The sequence below is a fragment of the Anabaena sp. CA = ATCC 33047 genome (assembly GCF_963870205.1).
Taxonomy (GTDB): domain Bacteria; phylum Cyanobacteriota; class Cyanobacteriia; order Cyanobacteriales; family Nostocaceae; genus Trichormus.
Map to the genome: position 1 here is coordinate 216873 of NZ_CAWMSA010000043.1, position 22199 is coordinate 239071.

Below are 22199 nucleotides of genomic sequence, written 5' to 3' on the forward strand. Positions count from 1 at the left end.
AATAAGAGGTATATACTTACTTCCTCTTAATTTTACAATGCTGGGGAGGATTTTAATTTGAGGAAGCTTGTTTAGCTATCAAATTTTCATACAAGGCTATCATTTTTCTGACGTTCATTATATACTCTGCATCAATTTCTGGTTTGTCTAAATTTGTGGAAATGATTAATTCACCTATCATATTACTAGCACGTTCATTAATCTCATCAATTAATAGATTGGGCATGGTAATATGAGATTCAGCAATTTTTTTGATAGCTGGATTAGGATTATCTTGCTCTAATATGGCTTTTAAAACTTGCAGTTCATGACCGGGTAATTGTTGAAAAAATCTCTGCCATGTTTCTGGTAAGCTATCAGGTGGAGCAGAGGAATTATTTTCTGTATCTAATGTGGCGAGTAAGTCGGCAAACGGAAATAATTCATTATTTTCTGTTTCTGCTTCGACTGGGGTATTTTCTGGTTGAGGTTCTTGATTAAAGTTTTCTATTTGCTGGAGTAGTTCCCAAACTTGATTTTGCAGTATGTCACGCTCTTGTTGCAAGACGGCAAGTTCATTACGTAACTGCTGTAACTCTGTTTGTTGGGCTGATTTTTGTGTTTGTAAAGCGGTGAGATTTGCTGCTATGCTTTCTTTTTGATATGTTATGTCTATAAGTTGTTGATTTTGCTGGGTTTTGGTTGTTTCTAAGTTTTCAATCTCTAGTCTGAGTTGATACAGTTTTTCTTCGAGTTGCGGTTTAATTCTACCTAGTAGGGTTAAATTGTTCTCTAGTTCTTGTTTTTCTTGTTGCAGTTGATTAATTTGAGTCTGCAACTGATTTATTTCGGCACGCGAGGTGTTAAAATGCAACTCTAACCGGCGTTTCTCTGTGTTGAGGTTAGACAAGGAATTATTGAGTTCTTTGTGATTTTCCTCTACGGTCTGGATTTGAGTTGTTAAAATATTAAGTTCAGTTTCTAGTTGTTTTTTTTGACTGGCAAAGTTACCTAAATCTCGATGTAGACTATCTCTTTGCTTGCGACATTCTAAGATTTGATTTTGCAATTGTTGTGATTCTGCATACAATAAATTACGATGGGCTTCTATTTGCTCGATTTCTCTAACTATCCGAGATTTTAGTCCCTCCATTTCTTTAATACGTTTACGCAGTGAAGTTAAAATTAATAGTTCATGACTTCTCCGCCGCTTATCTACAAATAAAGCGGCTGCATAGGTAGCAACTACGGTAATTACTCCGGTGACGAAGGCTTGATTAAAATCCCATTTGGGGACTAGACTCAGCCCAAAACTTACACTGAAGGCAATGATGCCTAAAATCATTCGATTACTGATTATTACTGATTGCATATCGCTGATTTTTAGCGTTGTTAATTGTTGATAATCAATAGTTGTTCAATTTCTAATACCTCTTATGTTCTTGTTTGTCTCTCCAGTTATAATCTGATGGTAAAATGAACAAAATATGGTGAGAAAGCAATAAATCTTTTTATGATTGAATGTTATTTATATTGTTCTCGGCTGGAAATAATTTTAATTCTGCTTGGAAAAAATCAATAAACTGCCGTGCTGTCCTTCCAGAACGCCCATTATGGCGGGTTGCCCATTGCAAGGCTTGATATTCTAAGTCCTGCTGATCAATGTTAATATCAGTTTGGGATGCCAGATGGTTAACTATTTTTAAATAGGTCTGTTGATCGGCTGGCTCAAAGGTTAATGTTAGACCAAAGCGATCGCTAAACGAAAGCTTCTCTTGCATCGTATCCCAAGCATTGATTTCTTCTTGGTCTTTCGGATTCGGTCGATCAGTAAAAAATTCTCGAATTAAATGGCGACGATTTGATGTAGCATAAACTACAACGTTTTGGGGGCGCGCTGTTAAGTTGCCTTCTAATACCACTTTTAAGGCTTTAAACGCATCATCATCTTCTTCAAAGGATAAGTCATCGACAAAGATGATAAATTTCTGTGGCACTCCCCGCAATTGTTCCACAATTCTGGGTAAATCCCGCAAGTCTGATTTTGTCACTTCTACTAAGCGCAGATGGCGATCGCAATATTCATTTAACAAAGCTTTGACTAAAGAAGATTTACCTGCACCCCGACTACCATATAGTAATACGTGCAGTGCTACCTCACCGGATAATAAAATCTCGGTATTCTTTAACAAGGCATCTCGCTGTAATTCGTAACCTACGAGTGTACTCAGTTTAACGGGATCTGGGTAAGGGATGCCAATCAATTCACCTCCTTGCCAGCGCAAAGCACGATATTGGGCAAATAAGCCTGTACCAGATTGTCGATAATAATTTGCTAAGTCTTCTACTGCATCTGCCCAGTTATCTAAGTGTGGCAGCGAAAATTTCAATCCTACTGTATCTATGTCCTCTGGTTCTACATACCACACAACTGGAGACACTGGCAAATGAGCTACAGCTTGTACCCACTCACTCAAAATCGCACTGTTGCATTCATAGAGACTTTGCAGTATTTGTAAATCATGTTTGGCGGCGGCGACTAATGCCAGGGGTAAATCTTCAAAGTCTCGCTGTTGGGCAAGTTGACTAAAGGGATTTTCTGCTGTGAAAATTTGATTGATCAGATAGACTTCCCAATTGTGCTGTCTATTGGCTAAGGCGTGAAAGTAATTGCCATAAGCATGGAGACAACCCCGCGCATCAGCATCAGTATAACGTATGGCTTGCAACAGTTCTAAAAAGGCATTCCCTACGTCGCTGTGCAGAACTGATTGGTAAAGTAAAAGTGATGCTGCTTGACGTTGGAGGAGTTGAATTTGGGCATAGGAGGAAATACTTGCCGTTGCCATCGCTTGAGTATCCATCAATCAATTAGGTAATTTAGCTCAACAGGTTTATTGTCTGCTGGTGTGGGTAGCAAAATCAAAATCAACATAGGGTTTAACCATGAATTTAAGTATAATTGCTGCGATCGCCTATGGTATATTAGCGATTATTGGTGGCATTATTGGCTACTTGCAGGCCAATAGTCAAGTTTCACTCCTCAGTGGGACTGTTAGTGGTTTATTACTCATAGTTGCTGCTTACTTTCAACTCCAAGGACAAACCTGGGCTTTGATTGTAGCAACTTTTGTCACTGCTGTTTTAGTTGTGTTCTTTGCTATGAGATTAGCTAAAACACGCAAGTTTATGCCCGCAGGTTTAATGACTATTTTGGGGATGCTGGCACTGACAGTGATGGTAAATCAACTGGTGAATTTTGGGTAGAGGTGTTTTTCTACATCTCTGCTTGCAGTTTGTAGCCGTTGTCATAGAAAATTATTGCGGCTGCTGACAGTACAGCTTGTACTTTTTCTTGCTTAACCTGATAAAAGCACAGCCCAACAGCCTTAATTAAATAAAGTTTACTTATCTCAGGACAAGAAACTGATCACAGGTAATTAGGGATGAGAATTGAATGCTAGCTTTTAATCCTTCCACGCTGGGGAATGTTTTTTTAGTGACAGAGTGCTTGCAGTTTGGTTAATTAACGTGGTATGTGATTTCACGACGCAGCGTCAATGATTGATTTCTCTTCCGCAAGCAGAACTCTCATTTACCTAAAATATCCGGTTTTCTCACCTGCACGATGATAAATAAAAATAATACCATCAGTCAGATTAATGGCATTGAGATTTCCGAGGTATACCTGTAGCTAAATTTACAATAAATAAATTATGATATTTTTCAGGCGGCTTTGACTGTGGTGTACAGATGCTACATCTCCATCCAAAGTTACGCAAACCCCTGTGTGTGTTTTGACTTCACACTCAAAATTAGATGAGTTGTTATAGATATAGCGTTTTCTGTTGTCTGCTGATCATCCAAAATACTGACTAGCAAAAAAATGCTTTGTCAGTTGGTACATCTATCTTGAGACAGTATTTCATTAAGATATTTTGTTCATCTATGTACCTTGCTCAGTTGGCAAACTCATGATCAACGGCAATTCAAGTGTTATGAGAAAAGCTAGGAGTTATGTTACTTATACTACAATGGTTAAATATAAAGGATGACTATACATGGGTGAATTGACTGGTGATTATTCTTGATAATATAGATGTTAAGTCAGACTGGCTAAGGATTATCCTGTTTTCCTAGGGTTAATTTGCCAGATTATAGCCATACTGGGCTAAATAAGTAGCATTTTTAGCAGAAATAGCTGTTTCATGCTGATGAAAAACACAAAATCTAGGATTAGTCAAGATGAAGCTGTTAACAAAAACTCTCTGATTTTTTTGTAATCCGTAATGAAAACCGTGTAAAGATTTCATAGGGAAGCTATGAGCATTTACAGAAAAAAAACAAGTTGATTTTTGCCATTTTGGCAGGTTTGGAACAGATAAATGAGATATTAATGGATTGGAACCAAAATTATTCATATTCACATACTTGTTGTTATCTACCTAAATTGCTCAAGCGAAAGCAATCTTGAGATTAATTCACTGTCCCGGCAATTTTACCAACTAGGAAATAATCCATGTTATTACCACTGTCTTCTCACAATGTTATCCAGTATCTGCACGCAGCAGGTCTGTGTAGCTTAGAAGATGGCACATCAAATACATTTGAGTTGCCAAAAACTAATCAGAAGAATTGCAATTTAGTGGTGAATGTAGGAGATAATCGTCAACTATTGATTAAACAAGAACGTGGGCATGAAAATCAGGGAATATCCCACGAATTGTTTAATGAGTGGCTGTTTTACCAATTGCTGCAACAGTTTCCAGTTCTAGGTAATATTTCTGCGATCGCTCCCTTAGTGTTACATTTCGATCAGGACAACTCAATTCTTGTGCGTAGCTACCTGGGTGAATATGTAGAACTGGGTAAGTTTTATCAACATAGCGAAATTTTGCCATCGGAAATTGGCACGGCGATAGGTACGACATTAGCCGCATTACACCGTGTAACTTTCCAACGTCAAGAATATCGTGATTTTATGGCGACTGCGCCCGAAGGACAGTTTCGCTATAGCTTTTACAATCCGGCGCAAGGGGTAGATTCCATTAGCCCAGAGATTTTTGCTCAGGTTCCCAGCGAGGCGTTAAAATTTTATCAAACCTATCAAAACTCTGAGAGTTTAGAAGCTGCGATCGCCGACTTAGCCTATGAATGGCATCCCTGCTGCTTAACACACAACGATTTAAAATTAGACAATATATTAATTCATTCACGCTGGAATCAGTTAGATAACTGCTTAGTGCGATTGATTGACTGGGAAGCTTGTGCATGGGGTGATCCAGCTTTTGATTTAGGCACTATCTTAGCTAGCTATTTAAAAATTTGGCTGGCGAGTCTGGTAATCGATCCGACTCTGGAGTTAGAAGAATCTTTACAATTAGCAATTACACCATTAGAAGAAATTCAACCCTCATTAGTGGCGTTGTTACAGGCTTATATTAATGCTTTTCCGATGATTTTAGAGTATCGTCGTGATTTTTTAGTTAGAGTTATGCAGTTTACCGGATTAGCATTAATTCATCAAATACAAGCCCAAATACACCACAGTAAATCCTTTGATAATTCTCATACCTATCAGCTACAATTAGCCAAAAATCTCCTGACAATGCCTGAGCAATCTATTCTGAGTATTTTAGGAATGACTGAGGCAGAAATTGTCAGTTGTGTAGCAAAGCACCATCAAATACCTCAACCCCAAAAAGCACAGAACTTAGTGCCTCTTTATTACGAAAAAACTCGGTTGCGTGGTTGCTAGCAGCAATCACTCAAAACTAGCTGATTCATTCAGATTTGAGTGTATATTCCGCCCAGATTTTGCTGCACTCCGAAGTAACTAAAGGATCAAGATATTTATCTTGTAGGTGGTTTACAGGTATCAATTTTTAACTTTGAATTAATTCATCCTAGATGCTGCTGCGAAAACAATGCTAAATTCCTTGATAGACATTGCCACTAACATCCAGATTGAGCCAAACTTTTGCATCTACCATCCCCATTATCAACCTTTTGCTTTACCACCGAAAGTAGCAGACAGATTTCGCCAAAATTCGACGGCTTTACAACATAAATATCTCAACTTACTGTTACGTAATTTTATTTACGGTATTTATTATAATGGTGCATTACAAAGCAGTTTGGCAGTTGCACATAGTCATGCTAATTATCCAATTCCACAAAATTTAGCCACTAATTCGGTTGTAGATATCGATTGGGGATTTTATCAACAACTGCAAGCTAGTAATCATGGTAGAGGTTATTTTGACCCCAATTGGCAAGTGTTGCGAAAAGAACCAGATGGTAGTATGGCAGTGACTAAAGATGGTTTAACTTTATATATTGAGCCAGATTGCCATCTTCAAACCGGAAAAAAATCCGTCAAAGTCGGGGAATCAGTCGCTATTTGGATGCCTAATAACCGCTTGCAAAATGGTTATTACTTGGCTGTCAGCAATCTGGGGCAAGAACAGCAAGGAAATTTAGATGGTGATTTCGGCGCAGTGAGGATTTATTTTAACTTCAATCCGGCGGGTGCGATCGCTATCATGGATCATCTGACGCAGCAATTAAATGCAGCCGCTATCCCCTTTACATTTCAAGTTCTCTACAATCCTACTGCCTATGAACGCTATGATTCTGGTCTACTCTACTTTGACCGAGAATACTATACAGTAATCCACAAAATTCTACAAGTTATTTATCAAGAAAATCAAACTTATTTTCAGCCAGAAATACCATTATTTACCAAGTATTTAGCACCAGGGTTAGGACTAGCGGAAGAACCTACACAAAAATTAGCTACCCCAGAAAGTTTTGGCATGAATCGTTGCCAAATTCTCGCGAATGCCTTATTAGAAGCTTGGCATACAGGTAAGAATGCCGTAGAAGAAAGAATGAAAGCAATTAAACAACACTTTCAACATCACTCTATTGATTGGCAACGCCCCTACCTCAATCCTACCTCCGAAGACATATATTATCCCTTAAAGTAATCAATTTTGCTTTGACAATACAGTAAAATTAGTCCAGATAGCAGGTGATTATCCTGCTATTTTTTATTGTTAAATTTTCCTTTTTAGTTATGTCTTTTACTTATCATCGCACTATTCGCTTTCAAGATACTGATGCGGCTGGAGTTGTATATTTTGCTAATATCCTCAGCATTTGTCACGAAGCTTATGAAGAATCTTTAGCAATATCAGGGATAAATATTCAACAATTTTTTACTCATCCAAAAGTGGCTTTTCCCATTGTTCATGCCAGCGTGGATTTTTTCCGCCCAATATTTTGTGGAGACAAGCTATTAATTAGTTTAATACCCCAAAAAATCAGTCTGGAAAAATTGGAAATCACCTACGAAATTTATTCAGATGACGTAATCATTGCGAAAGCTGTTACTAGACACGTTTGTATTGACGCAAGTAGTCGCACTAAGCAAGAATTGCCTGGGGAAATTATCCAATGGTTGGAAGCTAACCGCAAAGAAACAGAAAGTGCAGAAAGAAGAAAAGCCAGAGAGATAAATTAACACACATCTTGCACCTATCTTGCACCAAAATCAAAGATGGGGTTTTTTGAAATATCTGAGGCTGATACCCCAGTCCCCAGCCTCTGAAAACTCTCTGTGTTTTTTCAGGGATAATCCCCTATCAAATCATTGCCAATTTGAACACATCCTTGAGGAAGATGACCTTGAGAAGGAGTAGTTTTAAATTAATCTTGGTGTGTCAAATAACTGCTTTCCAGAAAGGTTTAGCAGTAGCTAAACCTTTTTTTCCACAGGTTAATGCTATTTATGAATATTATGAGGATTATTAATTTTTTCATAACTCATATTTAACCTAAATCTTGTATATACAGCAACTCTCTAGAGAACATCCGGCAGTGCATTACATATCTAAAGATAGATGCACTAAAGCATCACTTTAATTATAATCATCCCTATGGTAAACTCTTGGTATGTATGGGCTTGGCTGATCACCGAGCCTATTTTGTCAAAATTTGTCACACAAAATTCCGCCTTTTTGTAGTAATCTCAGAGCGTGTTGTCAAACTATTGTGATTAATATCAAAGCCTCAAAAATCTTACTATCTTTCTAGAGATAGGGGAACAAGTTTTGGACAGAAGTTAGAATTTAGCCTGTTAATGCCTGAAAAACGTGTGTAAACCCTGGAATTTTAGCCAGGGTCTTCTTTTTGGTATCCTGGAATCAGGAACATACATTATTATTGCGTCATTTCGGATATGAAAACAAATGCACATCTGTGACTGAATTACTCATGATGTGTCAGGGACTATTCATTGGGTTTCGTCAAAATTTGATTGAATATTTAAATTCTATTTTTTGGGAGATTAATATCATATTTTCTAGTATTTGTACACATCTTTCTGATAGATGAACTATTATCAAATTGGAAATAAATTTAAAATATATGGTAAACACCTGGTATAACTAGAGGCTGAGTAATTTCTCAGACCTCTTTTTTACTGGATCAACTACTAATTTATTTGGCAATCAGCTTCAGATTTTAGGGGAGAGTTACCCGGTGCATGATTGCTATGGAGAGGAATTTATAGTATAATTATTAGTTGGCTAAAAACAAATTATATGCACAAACGAATTGATTTATACTTAAGGAAGATGTTATTTAAAAAAAAGCCAGTGTAAATTAATTTGATACGTTGTTAAGCACAGCAATCATCGAGGTTTGGTCACCAACCAAACCTTTTTTATAATTAGCACAATGAGTACATAACAGGTTTAACAAGATTTGTATACACCCTATAGAGAGATGAACTAAAGTAAGAGAGGGATTAAATTAATCTTGGTGTAGTAAATGCTTGGTATATAAGGGCTTGGTGAAGCCAAGCCTTTTTTTCAGCAAATTTTTGATTTTTAGTATTTTTCAGTATTCTCAATCCAAAAATCATAACTGAAAACACGCTGTCAAAGCCACAGCCAAACCATCCGCCGCATCATCTGGCTGGGGAATCACATCTAAATTTAACTCTCGTGCTACCGCTTCTTGCACTTCTGATTTATCTGCATTACCATAACCTGTTAAAGCTTGTTTAATTTGAGCAGGGGTAAACTCTACATAAGGTAAATGGTGTTGCGCTAAAGTTAACATGACTACACCTCTGGCTTGTGCCACAAGGATAGTGCTTGACATACGATAGAAGAATAATTTTTCAACTGCTACCAAATCGGGTTGTACATTGTCTATCAGAGTGTGCAAGTCATCAAATAAAGTACATAACCGTTCTCCGACATCTATATTAGCCGCAGTTGTGATTACCCCAAAATCTAAAATATTGACTATTGTCTCTGTGGCATGAATGGGGTTGGTTGTACAGGTGATTGCCCCAAATCCTAAAATTGCCAGTCCTGGATCTAAGCCTAAAATGCGTTTTTCCATGAAAATATCTTTTAATATGCCAAGTTATTGTTTGATACGCAACATTGCCAGGTTTGACAATGTGGCTGTAGTCTTATGGATGTGCAAAGTTCCATAATTTCATACTTGGTGTTCAAACCAGTTAGTGTACATTTTCTGTTAATTTTTGTTTGTACCACTGTTCCGAATCAGGTATGTCAATTGGTTTTTTCAGACAAGCCCTTAATGCACTGCAAAAGCAGTCGCGCAGTCGAACTTCCCATCGTGTGAACCAGTGGTTCAAATGGTTATCCCCTGGACTGTCGATTAAACGTTGGTTGTTAATTAGCCTAGGCGGTGTACTGCTGGCAATTTTGGGGTTAGCTATTTGGGTGAAGCTGACCCCTATTTTCTGGATGTTGGAATTGATTCGGAATTTTTTGGGCGCGATCGCTTATATCTTACCCAACTATGTGAGTGGGCCTTTAGTGCTACTTTTTGGTCTGTTGCTACTGCTTTGGGGACAAACTCGCACCGTTGGCTCAATTACTCAAGTGCTGAGGCCAGATGCAGAAGAGGAACTTGTAGATGTATTATTAGCCCATCGTCGATTGTACCGAGGCCCGAAAATAGTTGTAATTGGTGGTGGTACAGGACTATCTACTTTGCTGAGGGGATTGAAAACCTACAGTGCTAATATCACTGCCATTGTCACTGTTGCCGATGATGGCGGTTCTTCGGGGCGATTACGCCAGGAATTTGGTGTCTTACCACCAGGGGATATTCGCAACTGTTTAGCAGCCTTAGCAGATGAAGAAAAATTATTAACAGAATTATTTCAATACCGTTTTCGCGCCGGGGATGGGTTGACTGGTCATAGTTTTGGTAACTTGTTTTTAACAGCCATGAGTGATATTACTGGCGATTTAGAACGGGCTGTAGCGGCTAGTTCCAAAGTGTTAGCCGTGCGAGGACAAGTTTTACCCGCTACTTTAAGTGATGTTCGACTTTGGGCAGAATTGGCTGATGGTCGTCGGATAGAGGGTGAGTCTAACATCCCTAAAGCCGGCGGGAAAATTGTTAACATTGGTTGCATTCCGGAAAATCCCCCAGCTTTACCAGCCGCAATTAAAGCGATTAGAGAAGCTGACTATATTATTATTGGCCCTGGGAGTCTTTATACAAGCATAATTCCTAACTTATTAGTTACAGACATTGCGGATGCGATCGCCGCATCTCAAGCCCCCCGCATTTATGTCTGCAACATTATGACCCAACCCGGAGAAACTCAAGGTTATACGGTTGCTGATCACATTCGCGCCATTGATGCGGCTTGTGGACAAAGACAACTATTTGATGCTGTATTAATACACAAAAAATCACCCTCAGCCCAATCACTCATCCGCTACGCTCAACAAAATTCCCATCCTGTATTTTTAGATAGGGAAGATGTCTCCCAACTCGGAAGAAGAATTGTTTTGGCTAACGTCATGTACGAAGATGAAACCGGCTTTGTGCGTCACAATCCCCAAAAGTTAGCAAAAGTCCTCTTAAAGTGGTACAGTGGCGCGCATCATGGAAAATGAGGGTTAATTAAATGAAAATTTTCCTCGCAAATGCCGAAGCAACGCTAAACTTGGGTATCCGTCTCGGAAAAACTCTAAATGCTGGTAGTGTGATTCTTCTAGAAGGTGATTTAGGTGCTGGTAAGACTACATTAGTACAGGGTATTGCACAAGGTTTAGGAATAACTGAGCCGATTGTTAGTCCTACTTTTACCCTGATTAATGAGTATTCACAAGGACGCTTACCCCTTTACCATCTTGATTTGTATCGTTTAGAACCACAAGAGGTTTCAGCATTAAACCTAGAAATTTATTGGGAAGGTGTCGAGGTGATTCCGGGTATTGTAGCGATTGAGTGGGCGGAACGAATGCCTTATAAGCCAAGTAGTTATTTGCAAGTCTATTTGACTTATGGAAATGAAGGCACTCGTCAAGCCGGGATTATACCATTCAATTGCACCATCAACGAATTCATTAATGCTATGTGAGATGTTTTGCTTAAATTTGGGTAAAAACGCTGTCAACACTTCTACAGGATCAGGTTTGGTAGGTGAATAGAGTCCATTTTGGCAATGAAGAGGGTAAATTAACAAATTCACCCCCTAGCACACCCGTATCTTCCTAAATTTATCAGCACTAACAGCGTCATTTCCCCATCCAACCTTACTGTCTGACGACAATCTCAAATATTCTACGATAGTCGAGGGAGAGTTCCACGCTCGTTCTATCTACCGCTACCACGCTCATCAAAAAAAATCATCAACATAATTGTCTGCTTTAATCCCAAACTCAATGAAATCTGATTTACAAGCACATCTGGTGAGATTTACCATCTACTAACTTGCGGAGTGAGAATTGCGCTCATTGCGTATTCTCGCGGTGAATATGGCAGTAGATGGATAAAAAATTAACTCAAATTGTCTTCAAAAATGTTTTCGCAGGCGATATCTAGTAAGTTAAGAGATTTTTTTAATACCTGCTTTTTCCACAAATTAGATTGATCTCAAAACTCACATAAACTGTTCCTTTATTTGGATAATTTTGCTGTTCAGGCTCTTGTAAGGTCTGAGTTAACCAGTCCATACTGGTAAAAATTTTTTGTTTCATGCACTCAGGTTATTACTGTTAACCCATTGCTTGATTATCTCTGTAGATTTGTGCTTGGGTTGGCTGGAAAGAATGCCTAGGGGTCGTTTGAAGCGTGATTTTGCTAAGTAATGCTAAGATTTTTAGCTACATCACTGCTTAATCAGTAGGCAATCACAAATGTCAGAAATAAGTTTTAATGGGGAACAAATTAAGTGCATATAAAATTTTTATATGTATAAAACATAGTTTTCGCAGCTACTTACCCGGTTACTTCAACCTATTGTTCTCTACAGTTATTTGCTAAAACATCCGGATAGTTAAACGCAAAAAACAAAAGGACACAGGTTTAATGTACAGAAATTTCTGTACTAGCCGTCTCACCTGGCTTTGCACTTAATTATCAAATCCAATTCAGGAGCTATACTTCTAAAGTAACTAATTGTTAATAATGAGATAAACTGATTTTTTTTAATTTTTATTAAAAGTTATGCTTATGATTAACTCGAAATTCATAAAAATATCAGACATTTTCCGGCGTTAGTTTAGCATTTATATGAAAATATCCAGTACAAATACTACCCAACTGATTTATAAAATATTTACCCTAAAGTTTTTTGCGTAAAAATACTAATTGAACATGATCAAAGAAGCGATCGCATGCTGAAGTGTTGGGTGGTAGTGATTAAATAGAGGCGGGCTGACAACAAATCATCATGAATATATTGATGATTTTGGTAAACCAGCCCCTAATGGTCAAGAATTTTGACCGCACCAGCATCACTGTTGACTTCTCTGAAGGCTAGGACAGTTAGTTTGGCGATTCATCACCTTTACTACACAAAAGTTAAAGCTTGACCCCGTACTTCTGTATTGAGTTTGCCTTTGTCGTAGACAATTTGACCACCGACGATAGTTGTGACAGCCCAGCCTGTGAGATTCCAGCCTTCAAAGGGACTCCAACGACTCTTGGTTAATAGTTCCTCTCGGCGGACGGGACGGTACGTGTTCAAATCTACCAGGACTAAATCAGCATCATAACCGGGAGCGATCGCGCCTTTATTGGGGATACCATAAGCTTCGGCTACAGCCTTAGACATCCAATTTACCACTTGAGCAACTGTACATTTGCCTTCCATTGCCGCAGTTAACATCAAGGCTAAGGAAGTTTCTACCCCTGGCATTCCAGAGGGAGTATTCGGATATTGTTGGGCTTTTTCTTCTAGGGTATGGGGTGCATGATCGGTAGCGATAAAATCAATCACGCCATCTCGCAAAGCTTGCCACAGCACTTGATTATCGTGGGGCGATCGCAACGGCGGATTCATCTGTGCCAATGTGCCAATCGTTTCATAAGCACTGGTATTTAACAACAAATGCTGTGGTGTCACCTCTGCTGTCACCCAACTGGGTTTATCCTGACGCAGTAGTTCTGCTTCCTCAGCCGTTGACATATGCAGAATATGTAAACGACGTTGATATTTTTTAGAAAGTTTTAATGCCAACTGTGTTGCTAACAGTGCTGCTTGATTATCTTGAATTTGAGAGTGAACCGCCGGATCATGAATACCTGCAAATTCTTGGCGGCGTTGCTTGATTCTGGCTTGGTCTTCGGCATGAACGGCAATCAAACGCTGGCCTTGAGCAAATATTGACTCTAGTAACGCTTCTTGATCAACCAGCAGTTGACCGTGCATTGACCCCATGAAAATCTTGATTCCCGGTGTGGGTGAGGCGGAAAGCAAATCTGGTAAGTTGTCTGCCGTTGCCCCAATAAAAAAGCCATAATTAACTAAGCACTTATTGGAGGCGCGTTGTAACTTGTCGTCTAAAGCCTGTTGGTTAGTGGTCAAAGGACGAGTATTGGGCATTTCTAAAAAAGAAGTGACTCCACCTTTGGCACAGGCACAACTGGCGGTGAATAAATCTTCCTTATGTTCTAAACCTGGTTCGCGAAAATGTACCTGCGGGTCAATGACTCCCGGCAACAAAGTTAAACCTTGTGCGTCAATTTCTGTGGCTGGTGTGGTTGTGGCAATTTCTGGCGCAACTTCCACAATCAGGCGATCGCGAATCAGCACATCTCCTACCATCAATTCACCATTAGGTAAGATAATGCCAGCGCGACGAATTAGTAAACTTTGGGGTGATGACATGATATTAACAATTTTCTCACAATAACCTAAAGATATAGAAAAACCCGCTTTTAGGTGAAATGTACGCTCAATTTTGCTCAGAAAATTTTGCCGTTCATGCAAAAATTAATTTTTAATTTATGAATATACTTGCTATTAGAGCAACATCCATCAAAAACTGCAACAACTTTGCACATCCAATAGTCCGATGATTACTCAATCGACTTTCTCCCGTTAAGATTAACAAATATAGTCATAGTCTGCCTCAACGAGTCCATTACCTGGCATTTTTCCTTACTTCAGTAATTTCATGCAAAATCAAGTGTCTGACAACAATTCTAATCAACAAACCGATAATTCCTGGATCGCAGAGCTAGGTAGAACGGTTGTATTAAGTATCGTTCTCGCTTTGGGTATTCGTACCTTCGTGGCAGAAGCACGCTGGATTCCTTCTGGCTCTATGGAACCTACTTTACACGGAACTCCAAACCAATGGGAAGCAGACAAGATTATTGTTGATAAATTGAAGTATAGATTCTCTGCGCCACAACGGGGGGATATTATAGTATTCTCACCAACAGAAGAGTTGCAAAAAGAACAATATCAGGATGCTTTCATTAAACGGATAATTGGTCTACCTGGGGAAACAGTAGAAATCAAAAATGGTCAAGTTTACATCAACAAAAAACCTCTTGAGGAAAACAAATATCTCAAATCTGAAAACAGTACAATCATTGATGTTTGTACATCAGGACAACAACCGCCTTTCTTAGCTAAACCCCAGACCATACCACCCGATTCGTATCTTGTCCTAGGTGATAATCGTAACAGCAGCTACGACAGCCGTTGTTGGGGTGTGGTTCCCCGTGAAAATATTATCGGTCGCGCCATACTTCGCTTTTGGCCACTCAACAATATCGGAGGAATTGATAAGTCACCACTGTATCCACAGTGAATGATTGATTATTTAACAAATAGCAATTTGGGGTGAAAATCACAAATAACCAATCACATCAAGTGTCAATGATGAATATTCACCCCAGTTAATTGATAATTTTGATAACTCAAACTTTTATTAACAACATATTAAGCTCATAAGATTGAGGAAAGTATATTTGTATACTAGATATAATTTGGCTCTGGGAGACTGCTATTTTTAGTCACAAGACAGCATAATAGAAATGTGACTAATTTGTTAACCTCTTTAGAATCTCTCAAACAAGGTAACTGGTTCAAGCTGATCTGCGGAGCCAGTTACCAACATCTACCGGCAGTCAGAAGTTTAACATTAGCCTATACATTGGCAGGTGCTGACTGTATAGATGTGGCAGCTGATCCAGCAGTGATCAGTGCCGCGCAAGCAGCCTTAAAAGTAGCCAAAACTTTAGTTAAAGATGCCCAAGCGCGAGGCTTTGACTATAAAGGTAGCTCACCTCTTTTAATGGTGAGTTTGAACGATGGAGAAGACCCCCATTTTCGCAAAGCAGAGTTTAATCCCCAGGAGTGTCCAGCAGACTGCCCCAGACCTTGCGAAAAGATTTGTCCAGCCCAAGCCATTGTATTTAACTCGATAAAAGATGATTTTTCGGGAGTTGAGGCGCAAAAGTGCTATGGCTGCGGTCGTTGCCTGCCAGTGTGTCCTTATGATAGAATTTATACAAAATCATCAGTGTCAACGCCAGGAGCGATCGCGCCATTGGTAATCTCAACGGGAATAGATGCCATAGAAATACACACACAAGTCGGTCGTTTGGCAGAATTTCAACGATTATGGCAAGCAATTTCACCCTGGGCAGATCAATTAAAGGTACTAGCGATTAGTTGTCCCGACGGAGAAGGTATAGTCAACTATCTGCAATCTATCTATGACTTAATTTCTCCGCTTCCTACTACCTTAATTTGGCAAACTGACGGCCGTCCGATGAGCGGTGATATTGGCAATGGCACTACATTAGCCACCGTCAAACTAGGGCAAAAAGTTTTGGCAGCTAAATTACCAGGATATGTACAGTTAGCAGGTGGCACTAACAGCTACACAGTTGCTAAGTTAAAAGCAATGGGACTACTCAACAGAGTAGGGGAACACTCAGACTCTCAGTTCCATAGCCCCTCATCATCCATTGCGGGAATCGCTTACGGTAGCTATGCCCGTGTCAAGTTAGCACCCATTATTGAGCAGTTGGAAAACAAGGAGGTGAAAAATAATGTCAAGGCGACTGTTCGCCTGGAAGAATCACCCGAATTACTCTGGCAAGCCGTAGAACTTGCCTATTCCCTCGTTTCCCAGCTCAAGTCACAGCAGGAAAGCTAATCGCTCGTTCGTTATCTCTAAAAACGTCACCAGAGAAAGCATGACGACTACAGACGATCTCCAAAAGTTGTTAGATATTTTGCCCCTAGACCTGCGACAACTACTAGAGAATCATCCCCAACGAGATAATTTAGTAGAAGTCGTCTTGGATTTGGGTCGTCGCCCAGAGGCTCGTTTTCCTAATCAAGCCGAGTATCTGAGCGAAACACCCGTTACTCAAGCACAGATAGATGATTGTATTCAGCGAGTTGGAACATTTGGCGGAGATAACCGAGCAGGAATTGAGCAAACTTTGCATCGGATCAGTGCCATCCGTAACCGTAATGGCAAGATTATCGGTTTAACTTGTCGCGTCGGTCGGGCGGTATTCGGAACTATAGGAATGATCCGCGATTTGGTTGAAACGGGTAAATCAATTCTCATGTTAGGCCGTCCGGGTGTGGGCAAAACCACTGCCTTAAGAGAAATTGCCCGTGTTCTAGCAGATGAATTGAATAAACGTGTGGTCATTATAGACACCTCCAACGAAATCGCAGGGGACGGCGATGTTGCTCACCCTGCTATTGGTCGTGCTAGGCGGATGCAAGTAGCTCATCCAGAACTTCAGCATCAGGTGATGATTGAGGCAGTAGAAAACCACATGCCAGAAGTCATCGTCATTGATGAAATTGGTACAGAACTGGAAGCTTTAGCAGCCCGCACCATTGCTGAACGTGGTGTGCAATTGGTAGGTACTGCCCACGGCAACCAAATAGAAAACCTGATTAAAAACCCCACGCTTTCTGATTTAGTGGGGGGTATTCAAGCAGTGACGTTGGGAGATGAAGAAGCGAGAAGAAGGGGTAGCCAAAAAACTGTTTTAGAACGCAAAGCTCCTCCTACCTTTGAGATAGCTGTGGAAATGCTGGAACGGCAACGCTGGGTAGTACACGAAAGCGTCGCTGACACGGTAGATACACTATTGAGAGGACGACAGCCTAACCCCCAAATGAGAACAGTTGATGACCAGGGGAAACTCTCTGTTACACGGCAGTTAGCAGTTGTCAACGGTCGTGGCGAACATCAGACCGTCAGGGATGAATCTTCGGCATCAGTACGAAAAACTAACGGCTGGCGTTCATCTGGACAGATGGTAGCTTTGCCAGTAATACCTTCAGAACGTGAGCGAATTCCTGGGCGCAGTGAATTTGATCGCTTATTGGATGAATCGTTTAACTATTCTGAAAGTATTGATTTTAATGCTACTAGACAGCCAGGGCCAAATGGTGAAGACTTACCACTGCATATTTACCCTTATGGTGTTAGTCGTCACCAGTTAGAACAGGTGATCAATGTGCTAACTTTGCCTGTAGTCTTGACAAAAGACATTGATAGTGCTGATGCCATTTTAGCGTTGCGATCGCACGTCAAGAACCATGCTAAACTGCGGCAAATGGCGAAAGCCCGTCATGTGCCAATCCACATGATTAAATCTAGCACCATTCCTCAGATTACCCGTGGCTTGCGGCGGTTGCTGAACATTGATGAACCCGAAATTACCGATGATCGAGAACTGCAACTGTTTCTGCACAATGGTAGTGATGACGAAATTGATGCACTAGAAGAAGCTAGGCTAGCCGTTGAGCAAATTGTGATTCCTAAAGGACAGCCAGTTGAGTTATTACCCCGTTCTCCTCAAGTCCGCAAAATGCAACATGAGTTAGTAGAACACTATCGGCTCAAGTCTCATAGTTTTGGCGAAGAACCAAATCGGCGTTTACGGATTTATCCGGCGTAACTTGACCGATGTTTCTACAGTAAACCAAAGCTAGCGATCGCTCTCAATGTTTTGTTGTCAGATGAGCGATCGCTCAATTAAGAAATCGCTAAAGTCAACAGAAACTAATTTCGGCTACATTATAATTTTGGCATAAATACCGAAAGAGTCATGTTGAGCGAAGCAAAACATCTCTAATATTCTTCATTGGTATGAATATAAGAACACTATTTTTCACAGAAAATTCTCACATATTCTCTAAAAACACTAAATAAATCAAACAATATTTTATCTTCAGTAATTTTCTTAACTAAAAATCTTCTTTGTAGCGATTCTAAGCCATTAATAAAATTAGTTGAAGATAACTCTAACCTCTCCTTTAAATTTGCCTTTAAATACTCTCTAGTTACAGGTTGATCAAATTTGCTCAGTGATAAAATAATTTCCTGTTCGATAGGTGATATTTTTTTATTGAAAACTTCAGCAAATAAAGATTGCATATCTTTAGTAATAACTAATTCATTCTCAGATATAAATTCACTTACTTTACCATCAAAAATATTTTTGATTGATATAGCAATACTTTTTAAATAAGCAGGATTCCCTGCATACAAATTAACTAAATTTAGCCAAGTTTCATCTTTATTTAGTCCTATATTATGTAAAATATCAACATTATTCAAACCAGATAACTCTAAAGATTGAATAGGATATAAATCCTGATTTAAAGATTCCATCTCCGTAGATTTTTCTTCGCTAATTAAAATCACACTACTTTGATGTTCAATTCTTGTCATTAGACTAAAAAAGTTTTGATAATCTTGATATTCAGTTTTATATTGTCCAGCAAACTCACCACTAACAAATATATTCTGAACATCATCAAGAATAATTAAACATCTTTGTTCCCTGAACAACTTAAATAATTGTTTTAACTTATCATCTATAGTTTTTTTCACTTCTCGTTGACAAACATCTAATAAATCATCAATAAGTAAATCTAAAGATTTAGGATACTTTAGACATCTCCAGATAATCACATCAAATTTATCTAAATGTAAATCAACAAATCTTTTCACCAGCGTAGTTTTACCAATGCCATATAGTCCTAAGATAGAGATTAAATTGGTATTTTGATTGAATATCCAATTATAAATCGTTTGAAGTTCAGAGTTTCTATTATAAAAGTTGATAATTTGAGGTGCTAAAGTTAAATCGTGAGTAATTGATTTAGATTTATGGATATTATTATCTTGGTTATTATATTGATCAAGGGCTTGTGAACCAAAATGAAAAGTATGATTATTATTTTGTTTATTGTTATTTTGAATAATAATTGGTAATGATGTTATTTTCAATCTTTCAATTGTGGAACGAAAATTAGTTTTTTTTATATCTTCGTCTAAGATTTCAGATAAAAGTTGCCATAATTCAGCACCTACATCTCCTACATGATTTTTAGTAACATTACATTCTTGTGCAATATCATCATAGGTTTTTCTCTCCCACGTTCCCTCAACTACAGCAGTTTGAACGTCATCTAAATGCTTGCCAGTTTTATCAAATACTAACTTATCCACAAAATTTACAACTTCATTTACATTCATAAAAGCTATACACTGTAACGTTTTTAACCATTATAGCGAAACACAAGTCAAATTTTTCCGATATTTTCCGGTGTTTTTCTTAGCATTTTGTAATAAAACTACCGTATAAATCCGTTTTTGCAGAATGTTGAAAATACTGTAATTCTGGCATTGTAGTAGTTGAGTCAAATAGATTAAGCATTAATATGGACTACGAAATTGTCAAAGACAGCGATAAGTCAAACAAGAAATCACAGATTTTAGTAGAGCAACCGAAGTGGACTCTTGAAGAAGTAGCACTATCTAAAAGCACCCTTGACCAAATAGACCAGATGGTTGCTTACATCAAAAACAGAGATAAGCTCTTGAATGATTGGCAATTTAACCGATTTCTGAAAACAGGAAGTGCTTTGAGCATTAACTTTTTTGGCGTACCCGGTACAGGTAAAAGCATAACGGCTGAGGCAATTGCTCATAAACTTGGAATGTCAATTATTAGAGCTAACTATGGTGAGCTTGAATCCTCTTTTATAGGAGGAACATCTGATAACTTAGCATCAGTTTTCAAAACAGCAGAAGAAACAAAAAGCTTACTATTCTTTGATGAAGTTGATGCTGTCCTCAGTAGAAGAATCTCCAATCTATCACAAGCAGCCGATCATGGTGTGAATTCAGCAAAAAGCACTTTGCTCACTCTATTAGACAAATTCAACGGAATTATTGTGTTTGCGACAAATCTGTTTGATAACTATGATGAGGCTTTTTTGAGGAGAATTATATTCAATATAGAGTTTTTATCTCCAGATTTAGTAATGAGAGAACATCTATGGAGATTTCACTTATCTGAAAACGTACCCAAAGAAGTAAGCTATGAGCGTTTAGCTAATATTAGTGATGGTCTTTGTGGTGGTGATATCAAAAATATCACTATTAAGTTAGGCTTAAAATTGCTAACTGAAGAGGTAAAAAGTATTGATGAGGCTTTAGTAAAAGAAGAAATTGAAAAATACACAGCAGTAAAACTAAGACACCAGAGAAAATTCGCCGAAAATACTAATTGATGAGGCTTTAGTAAAAGAAGAAATTGAAAAGTACACAGCAGTAAAACTAAGGTACAAGAAAAAACCAGTGTTAGTCAAAACTAATACGAATGGCTCTGAACAAAACATTATGGAGAAGGAATTTTATGGATCCAATTACCTGGGTAATAGTGATAGGAAGCTTTGTTGCTGGAGCGTTTGTGGCAACTTTTTGGGAAGAAATCAAGTATTGGGCTACTGTAGTCCTTGTACGTATACTCGATACCATTGATAAGATTCTTGAAGTTACTTCAGATGCTATTGTTTATCTTGTAAAAGAGGGAAATCGTGTTTATCAGAGAATGGAAGTTTATGTCAGAAATGTTCGCAATGGTAGTACAAGACTTGAGTACAGACAAAAAGAGATTGCCCGCGCAGACGTTCCTGCTGATATTAATGCTCAACTTGACAAAAAAATGCAATTGAAACTTATGCAACAGGGAACTTAGGAGATAATCAGTTATAGATAGTTATGGATCAACAAGAAAGCCTTCAAGATAAGCTTGGTAAAATATTCAATAGGATTGTAAGCCTTCCTAACCAAATCGCAGAGGCAGTTGAGGAGGGATTGAAAGAACCTTCTAACTTACTCTGTGTTCAAGAAGGATTGTTGAATTTTGAGCTAATTGAAGAAGATGTGAGACGGATACAAATAGATATGAAAGCCAGAGGTGATAAAGTTCTTGGCAGTCATCTTATCTTAGATAATGAACATGACTCAATGGAAATTAGGACTTACATTGAGAGAGGTGATAAAACTTTTGTGATCACAGTTGATGCTGAAGTAAAACGAGTAACCAATATTCCCCCTGACGTTTTAGACGAACTAAAACAAAAAGGGCGTGTTGAACTAAGTTTAAAAATCAAATAGCAACTCAGTATTGTAGTGGACTGACACGCCTAAAATGATCAAATAGATTTTTGAGGAAATCAGAGAAATCAATGAGTTCTGATTTTGCCTAATACACAAATTTTGCTGTGTCAGTCCACTACTTACTACTTAGGGCTGGCAGAAGAACTGGGAAAAGGTAGTAGCAAATAGATACACAGGGGAAAGAGAAGTAATCAAGTGCAAAGAAATGAGATCAAATAACTAAAAACCCTTTCAGCAGTAAAGCAAATCAGGAAGAATCTCTATTTACAATACTTTATAGGGATGTCAGCCTATAGTAAGTAATGATGCGCCATTAGAGGCATCAATCAATGTTCCGAAAACACAAGCCCCCTCTTGTTGATTAGAGGAGGCTTGATTGTTTAAAAATCAACCTGGCGCCGAGCAATTGTGGCAGGAGGCAACCCTCCAACTATCGTAGCCGCAGCAGTG

The 22199-nt window shown here is 38.7% G+C and carries 18 protein-coding genes; 12 read left to right on the forward strand and 6 right to left on the reverse strand.

What is annotated here, in order from left to right; genetic code table 11:
- Window positions 1-52: 52 nt before the first annotated feature.
- Both AACS98_RS12000 and AACS98_RS12005 read right to left on the reverse strand, forming a co-directional pair.
- A complete protein-coding gene (locus AACS98_RS12000; protein WP_066380041.1) occupies window positions 53-1351 on the reverse strand; it encodes a tellurite resistance TerB C-terminal domain-containing protein in 1299 nt (432 codons plus the stop codon).
- Between the two features lie 139 nt (window positions 1352-1490).
- Window positions 1491-2843 carry an ATP-binding protein gene (locus AACS98_RS12005; RefSeq protein WP_066380042.1) on the reverse strand — a complete coding sequence of 451 codons (1353 nt, stop codon included), beginning with the start codon at window positions 2841-2843 and terminating at the stop codon, window positions 1491-1493.
- Window positions 2844-2925: 82 nt separating this feature from the next.
- Between AACS98_RS12005 and AACS98_RS12010 the strand changes: the two genes are divergently transcribed.
- A complete protein-coding gene (locus tag AACS98_RS12010; protein WP_066380043.1) occupies window positions 2926-3246 on the forward strand; it encodes a TMEM14 family protein in 321 nt (106 codons plus the stop codon).
- Window positions 3247-4121: 875 nt separating this feature from the next.
- On the opposite strand, the gene AACS98_RS12015 is transcribed toward AACS98_RS12010, so the two are convergent.
- Entirely contained in the window at window positions 4122-4400 is a 279-nt protein-coding gene (locus tag AACS98_RS12015; RefSeq protein ID WP_066380044.1) for a hypothetical protein, read from the reverse strand.
- 98 nt (window positions 4401-4498) lie between these two features.
- On the opposite strand from AACS98_RS12015, the gene AACS98_RS12020 reads away from it, so the two are divergent.
- From AACS98_RS12020 to AACS98_RS12030, 3 genes are all read left to right on the forward strand, one after another.
- A complete protein-coding gene (locus AACS98_RS12020) occupies window positions 4499-5737 on the forward strand; it encodes a phosphotransferase family protein (RefSeq protein ID WP_066380046.1) in 1239 nt (412 codons plus the stop codon).
- Between the two features lie 169 nt (window positions 5738-5906).
- A complete protein-coding gene (locus tag AACS98_RS12025) occupies window positions 5907-6971 on the forward strand; it encodes a T3SS effector HopA1 family protein (protein ID WP_369815989.1) in 1065 nt (354 codons plus the stop codon).
- An 89-nt stretch (window positions 6972-7060) separates the two neighbouring features.
- Window positions 7061-7507: an acyl-CoA thioesterase gene (locus AACS98_RS12030; protein ID WP_066380102.1), complete on the forward strand. Its 447-nt coding sequence runs from the start codon at window positions 7061-7063 to the stop codon at window positions 7505-7507.
- Between the two features lie 1400 nt (window positions 7508-8907).
- On the opposite strand, the gene ruvC is transcribed toward AACS98_RS12030, so the two are convergent.
- Entirely contained in the window at window positions 8908-9399 is a 492-nt protein-coding gene (gene ruvC / locus AACS98_RS12035; protein WP_066380049.1) for a crossover junction endodeoxyribonuclease RuvC, read from the reverse strand.
- Window positions 9400-9572: 173 nt separating this feature from the next.
- Between ruvC and AACS98_RS12040 the strand changes: the two genes are divergently transcribed.
- Together AACS98_RS12040 and tsaE are read left to right on the forward strand one after the other, a co-directional pair.
- Window positions 9573-10943, forward strand: coding sequence for a gluconeogenesis factor YvcK family protein (locus tag AACS98_RS12040; protein WP_066380051.1), 1371 nt, complete (start codon window positions 9573-9575; stop codon window positions 10941-10943).
- Between the two features lie 11 nt (window positions 10944-10954).
- Complete coding sequence (tsaE, locus tag AACS98_RS12045; RefSeq protein WP_066380052.1) at window positions 10955-11410, forward strand: tRNA (adenosine(37)-N6)-threonylcarbamoyltransferase complex ATPase subunit type 1 TsaE; 456 nt, start codon at window positions 10955-10957, stop codon at window positions 11408-11410.
- Window positions 11411-12844: 1434 nt separating this feature from the next.
- Here the strand turns inward: tsaE and AACS98_RS12050 are convergent.
- Window positions 12845-14164: a dihydroorotase gene (locus AACS98_RS12050; protein ID WP_066380104.1), complete on the reverse strand. Its 1320-nt coding sequence runs from the start codon at window positions 14162-14164 to the stop codon at window positions 12845-12847.
- 289 nt (window positions 14165-14453) lie between these two features.
- Here AACS98_RS12050 and lepB point away from each other — a divergent pair, with 289 nt between their 5' ends.
- The 3 genes from lepB to AACS98_RS12065 all read left to right on the forward strand — a co-directional run bounded on the left by lepB (window position 14454) and on the right by AACS98_RS12065 (window position 18231).
- A complete protein-coding gene (gene lepB, locus AACS98_RS12055; protein ID WP_066380053.1) occupies window positions 14454-15098 on the forward strand; it encodes a signal peptidase I in 645 nt (214 codons plus the stop codon).
- A gap of 228 nt (window positions 15099-15326) precedes the next feature.
- Complete coding sequence (gene ldpA, locus AACS98_RS12060) at window positions 15327-16454, forward strand: circadian clock protein LdpA (RefSeq protein WP_066380054.1); 1128 nt, start codon at window positions 15327-15329, stop codon at window positions 16452-16454.
- Between the two features lie 40 nt (window positions 16455-16494).
- On the forward strand, window positions 16495-18231 hold the full coding sequence (locus AACS98_RS12065; RefSeq protein WP_066380056.1) for a R3H domain-containing nucleic acid-binding protein: 1737 nt from the start codon (window positions 16495-16497) through the stop codon (window positions 18229-18231).
- 206 nt (window positions 18232-18437) lie between these two features.
- Here the strand turns inward: AACS98_RS12065 and AACS98_RS12070 are convergent, their stop codons facing one another.
- A complete protein-coding gene (locus tag AACS98_RS12070) occupies window positions 18438-19817 on the reverse strand; it encodes an ATP-binding protein (protein ID WP_066380059.1) in 1380 nt (459 codons plus the stop codon).
- Window positions 19818-20002: 185 nt separating this feature from the next.
- Between AACS98_RS12070 and AACS98_RS12075 the strand changes: the two genes are divergently transcribed.
- From AACS98_RS12075 to AACS98_RS12085, 3 genes are all read left to right on the forward strand, one after another.
- On the forward strand, window positions 20003-20857 hold the full coding sequence (locus AACS98_RS12075) for an ATP-binding protein (protein ID WP_066380061.1): 855 nt from the start codon (window positions 20003-20005) through the stop codon (window positions 20855-20857).
- A gap of 89 nt (window positions 20858-20946) precedes the next feature.
- Complete coding sequence (locus AACS98_RS12080) at window positions 20947-21324, forward strand: hypothetical protein (RefSeq protein ID WP_066380063.1); 378 nt, start codon at window positions 20947-20949, stop codon at window positions 21322-21324.
- Between the two features lie 23 nt (window positions 21325-21347).
- Entirely contained in the window at window positions 21348-21746 is a 399-nt protein-coding gene (locus tag AACS98_RS12085; protein ID WP_066380064.1) for a hypothetical protein, read from the forward strand.
- Window positions 21747-22199: the final 453 nt, after the last annotated feature.

Coding starts and splice junctions, on each gene's coding strand:
- AACS98_RS12000 (WP_066380041.1), bottom strand. CDS start 1,351: ATGCAATCAGTAATAATCAGTAATCGAATGATTTTAGGCATCATTGCC.
- AACS98_RS12005 (WP_066380042.1), bottom strand. CDS start 2,843: ATGGATACTCAAGCGATGGCAACGGCAAGTATTTCCTCCTATGCCCAA.
- AACS98_RS12010 (WP_066380043.1), top strand. CDS start 2,926: ATGAATTTAAGTATAATTGCTGCGATCGCCTATGGTATATTAGCGATT.
- AACS98_RS12015 (WP_066380044.1), bottom strand. CDS start 4,400: ATGAATAATTTTGGTTCCAATCCATTAATATCTCATTTATCTGTTCCA.
- AACS98_RS12020 (WP_066380046.1), top strand. CDS start 4,499: ATGTTATTACCACTGTCTTCTCACAATGTTATCCAGTATCTGCACGCA.
- AACS98_RS12025 (WP_369815989.1), top strand. CDS start 5,907: ATGCTAAATTCCTTGATAGACATTGCCACTAACATCCAGATTGAGCCA.
- AACS98_RS12030 (WP_066380102.1), top strand. CDS start 7,061: ATGTCTTTTACTTATCATCGCACTATTCGCTTTCAAGATACTGATGCG.
- ruvC (WP_066380049.1), bottom strand. CDS start 9,399: ATGGAAAAACGCATTTTAGGCTTAGATCCAGGACTGGCAATTTTAGGA.
- AACS98_RS12040 (WP_066380051.1), top strand. CDS start 9,573: ATGTCAATTGGTTTTTTCAGACAAGCCCTTAATGCACTGCAAAAGCAG.
- tsaE (WP_066380052.1), top strand. CDS start 10,955: ATGAAAATTTTCCTCGCAAATGCCGAAGCAACGCTAAACTTGGGTATC.
- AACS98_RS12050 (WP_066380104.1), bottom strand. CDS start 14,164: ATGTCATCACCCCAAAGTTTACTAATTCGTCGCGCTGGCATTATCTTA.
- lepB (WP_066380053.1), top strand. CDS start 14,454: ATGCAAAATCAAGTGTCTGACAACAATTCTAATCAACAAACCGATAAT.
- AACS98_RS12065 (WP_066380056.1), top strand. CDS start 16,495: ATGACGACTACAGACGATCTCCAAAAGTTGTTAGATATTTTGCCCCTA.
- AACS98_RS12070 (WP_066380059.1), bottom strand. CDS start 19,817: ATGAATGTAAATGAAGTTGTAAATTTTGTGGATAAGTTAGTATTTGAT.
- AACS98_RS12075 (WP_066380061.1), top strand. CDS start 20,003: ATGGACTACGAAATTGTCAAAGACAGCGATAAGTCAAACAAGAAATCA.
- AACS98_RS12080 (WP_066380063.1), top strand. CDS start 20,947: ATGGCTCTGAACAAAACATTATGGAGAAGGAATTTTATGGATCCAATT.
- AACS98_RS12085 (WP_066380064.1), top strand. CDS start 21,348: ATGGATCAACAAGAAAGCCTTCAAGATAAGCTTGGTAAAATATTCAAT.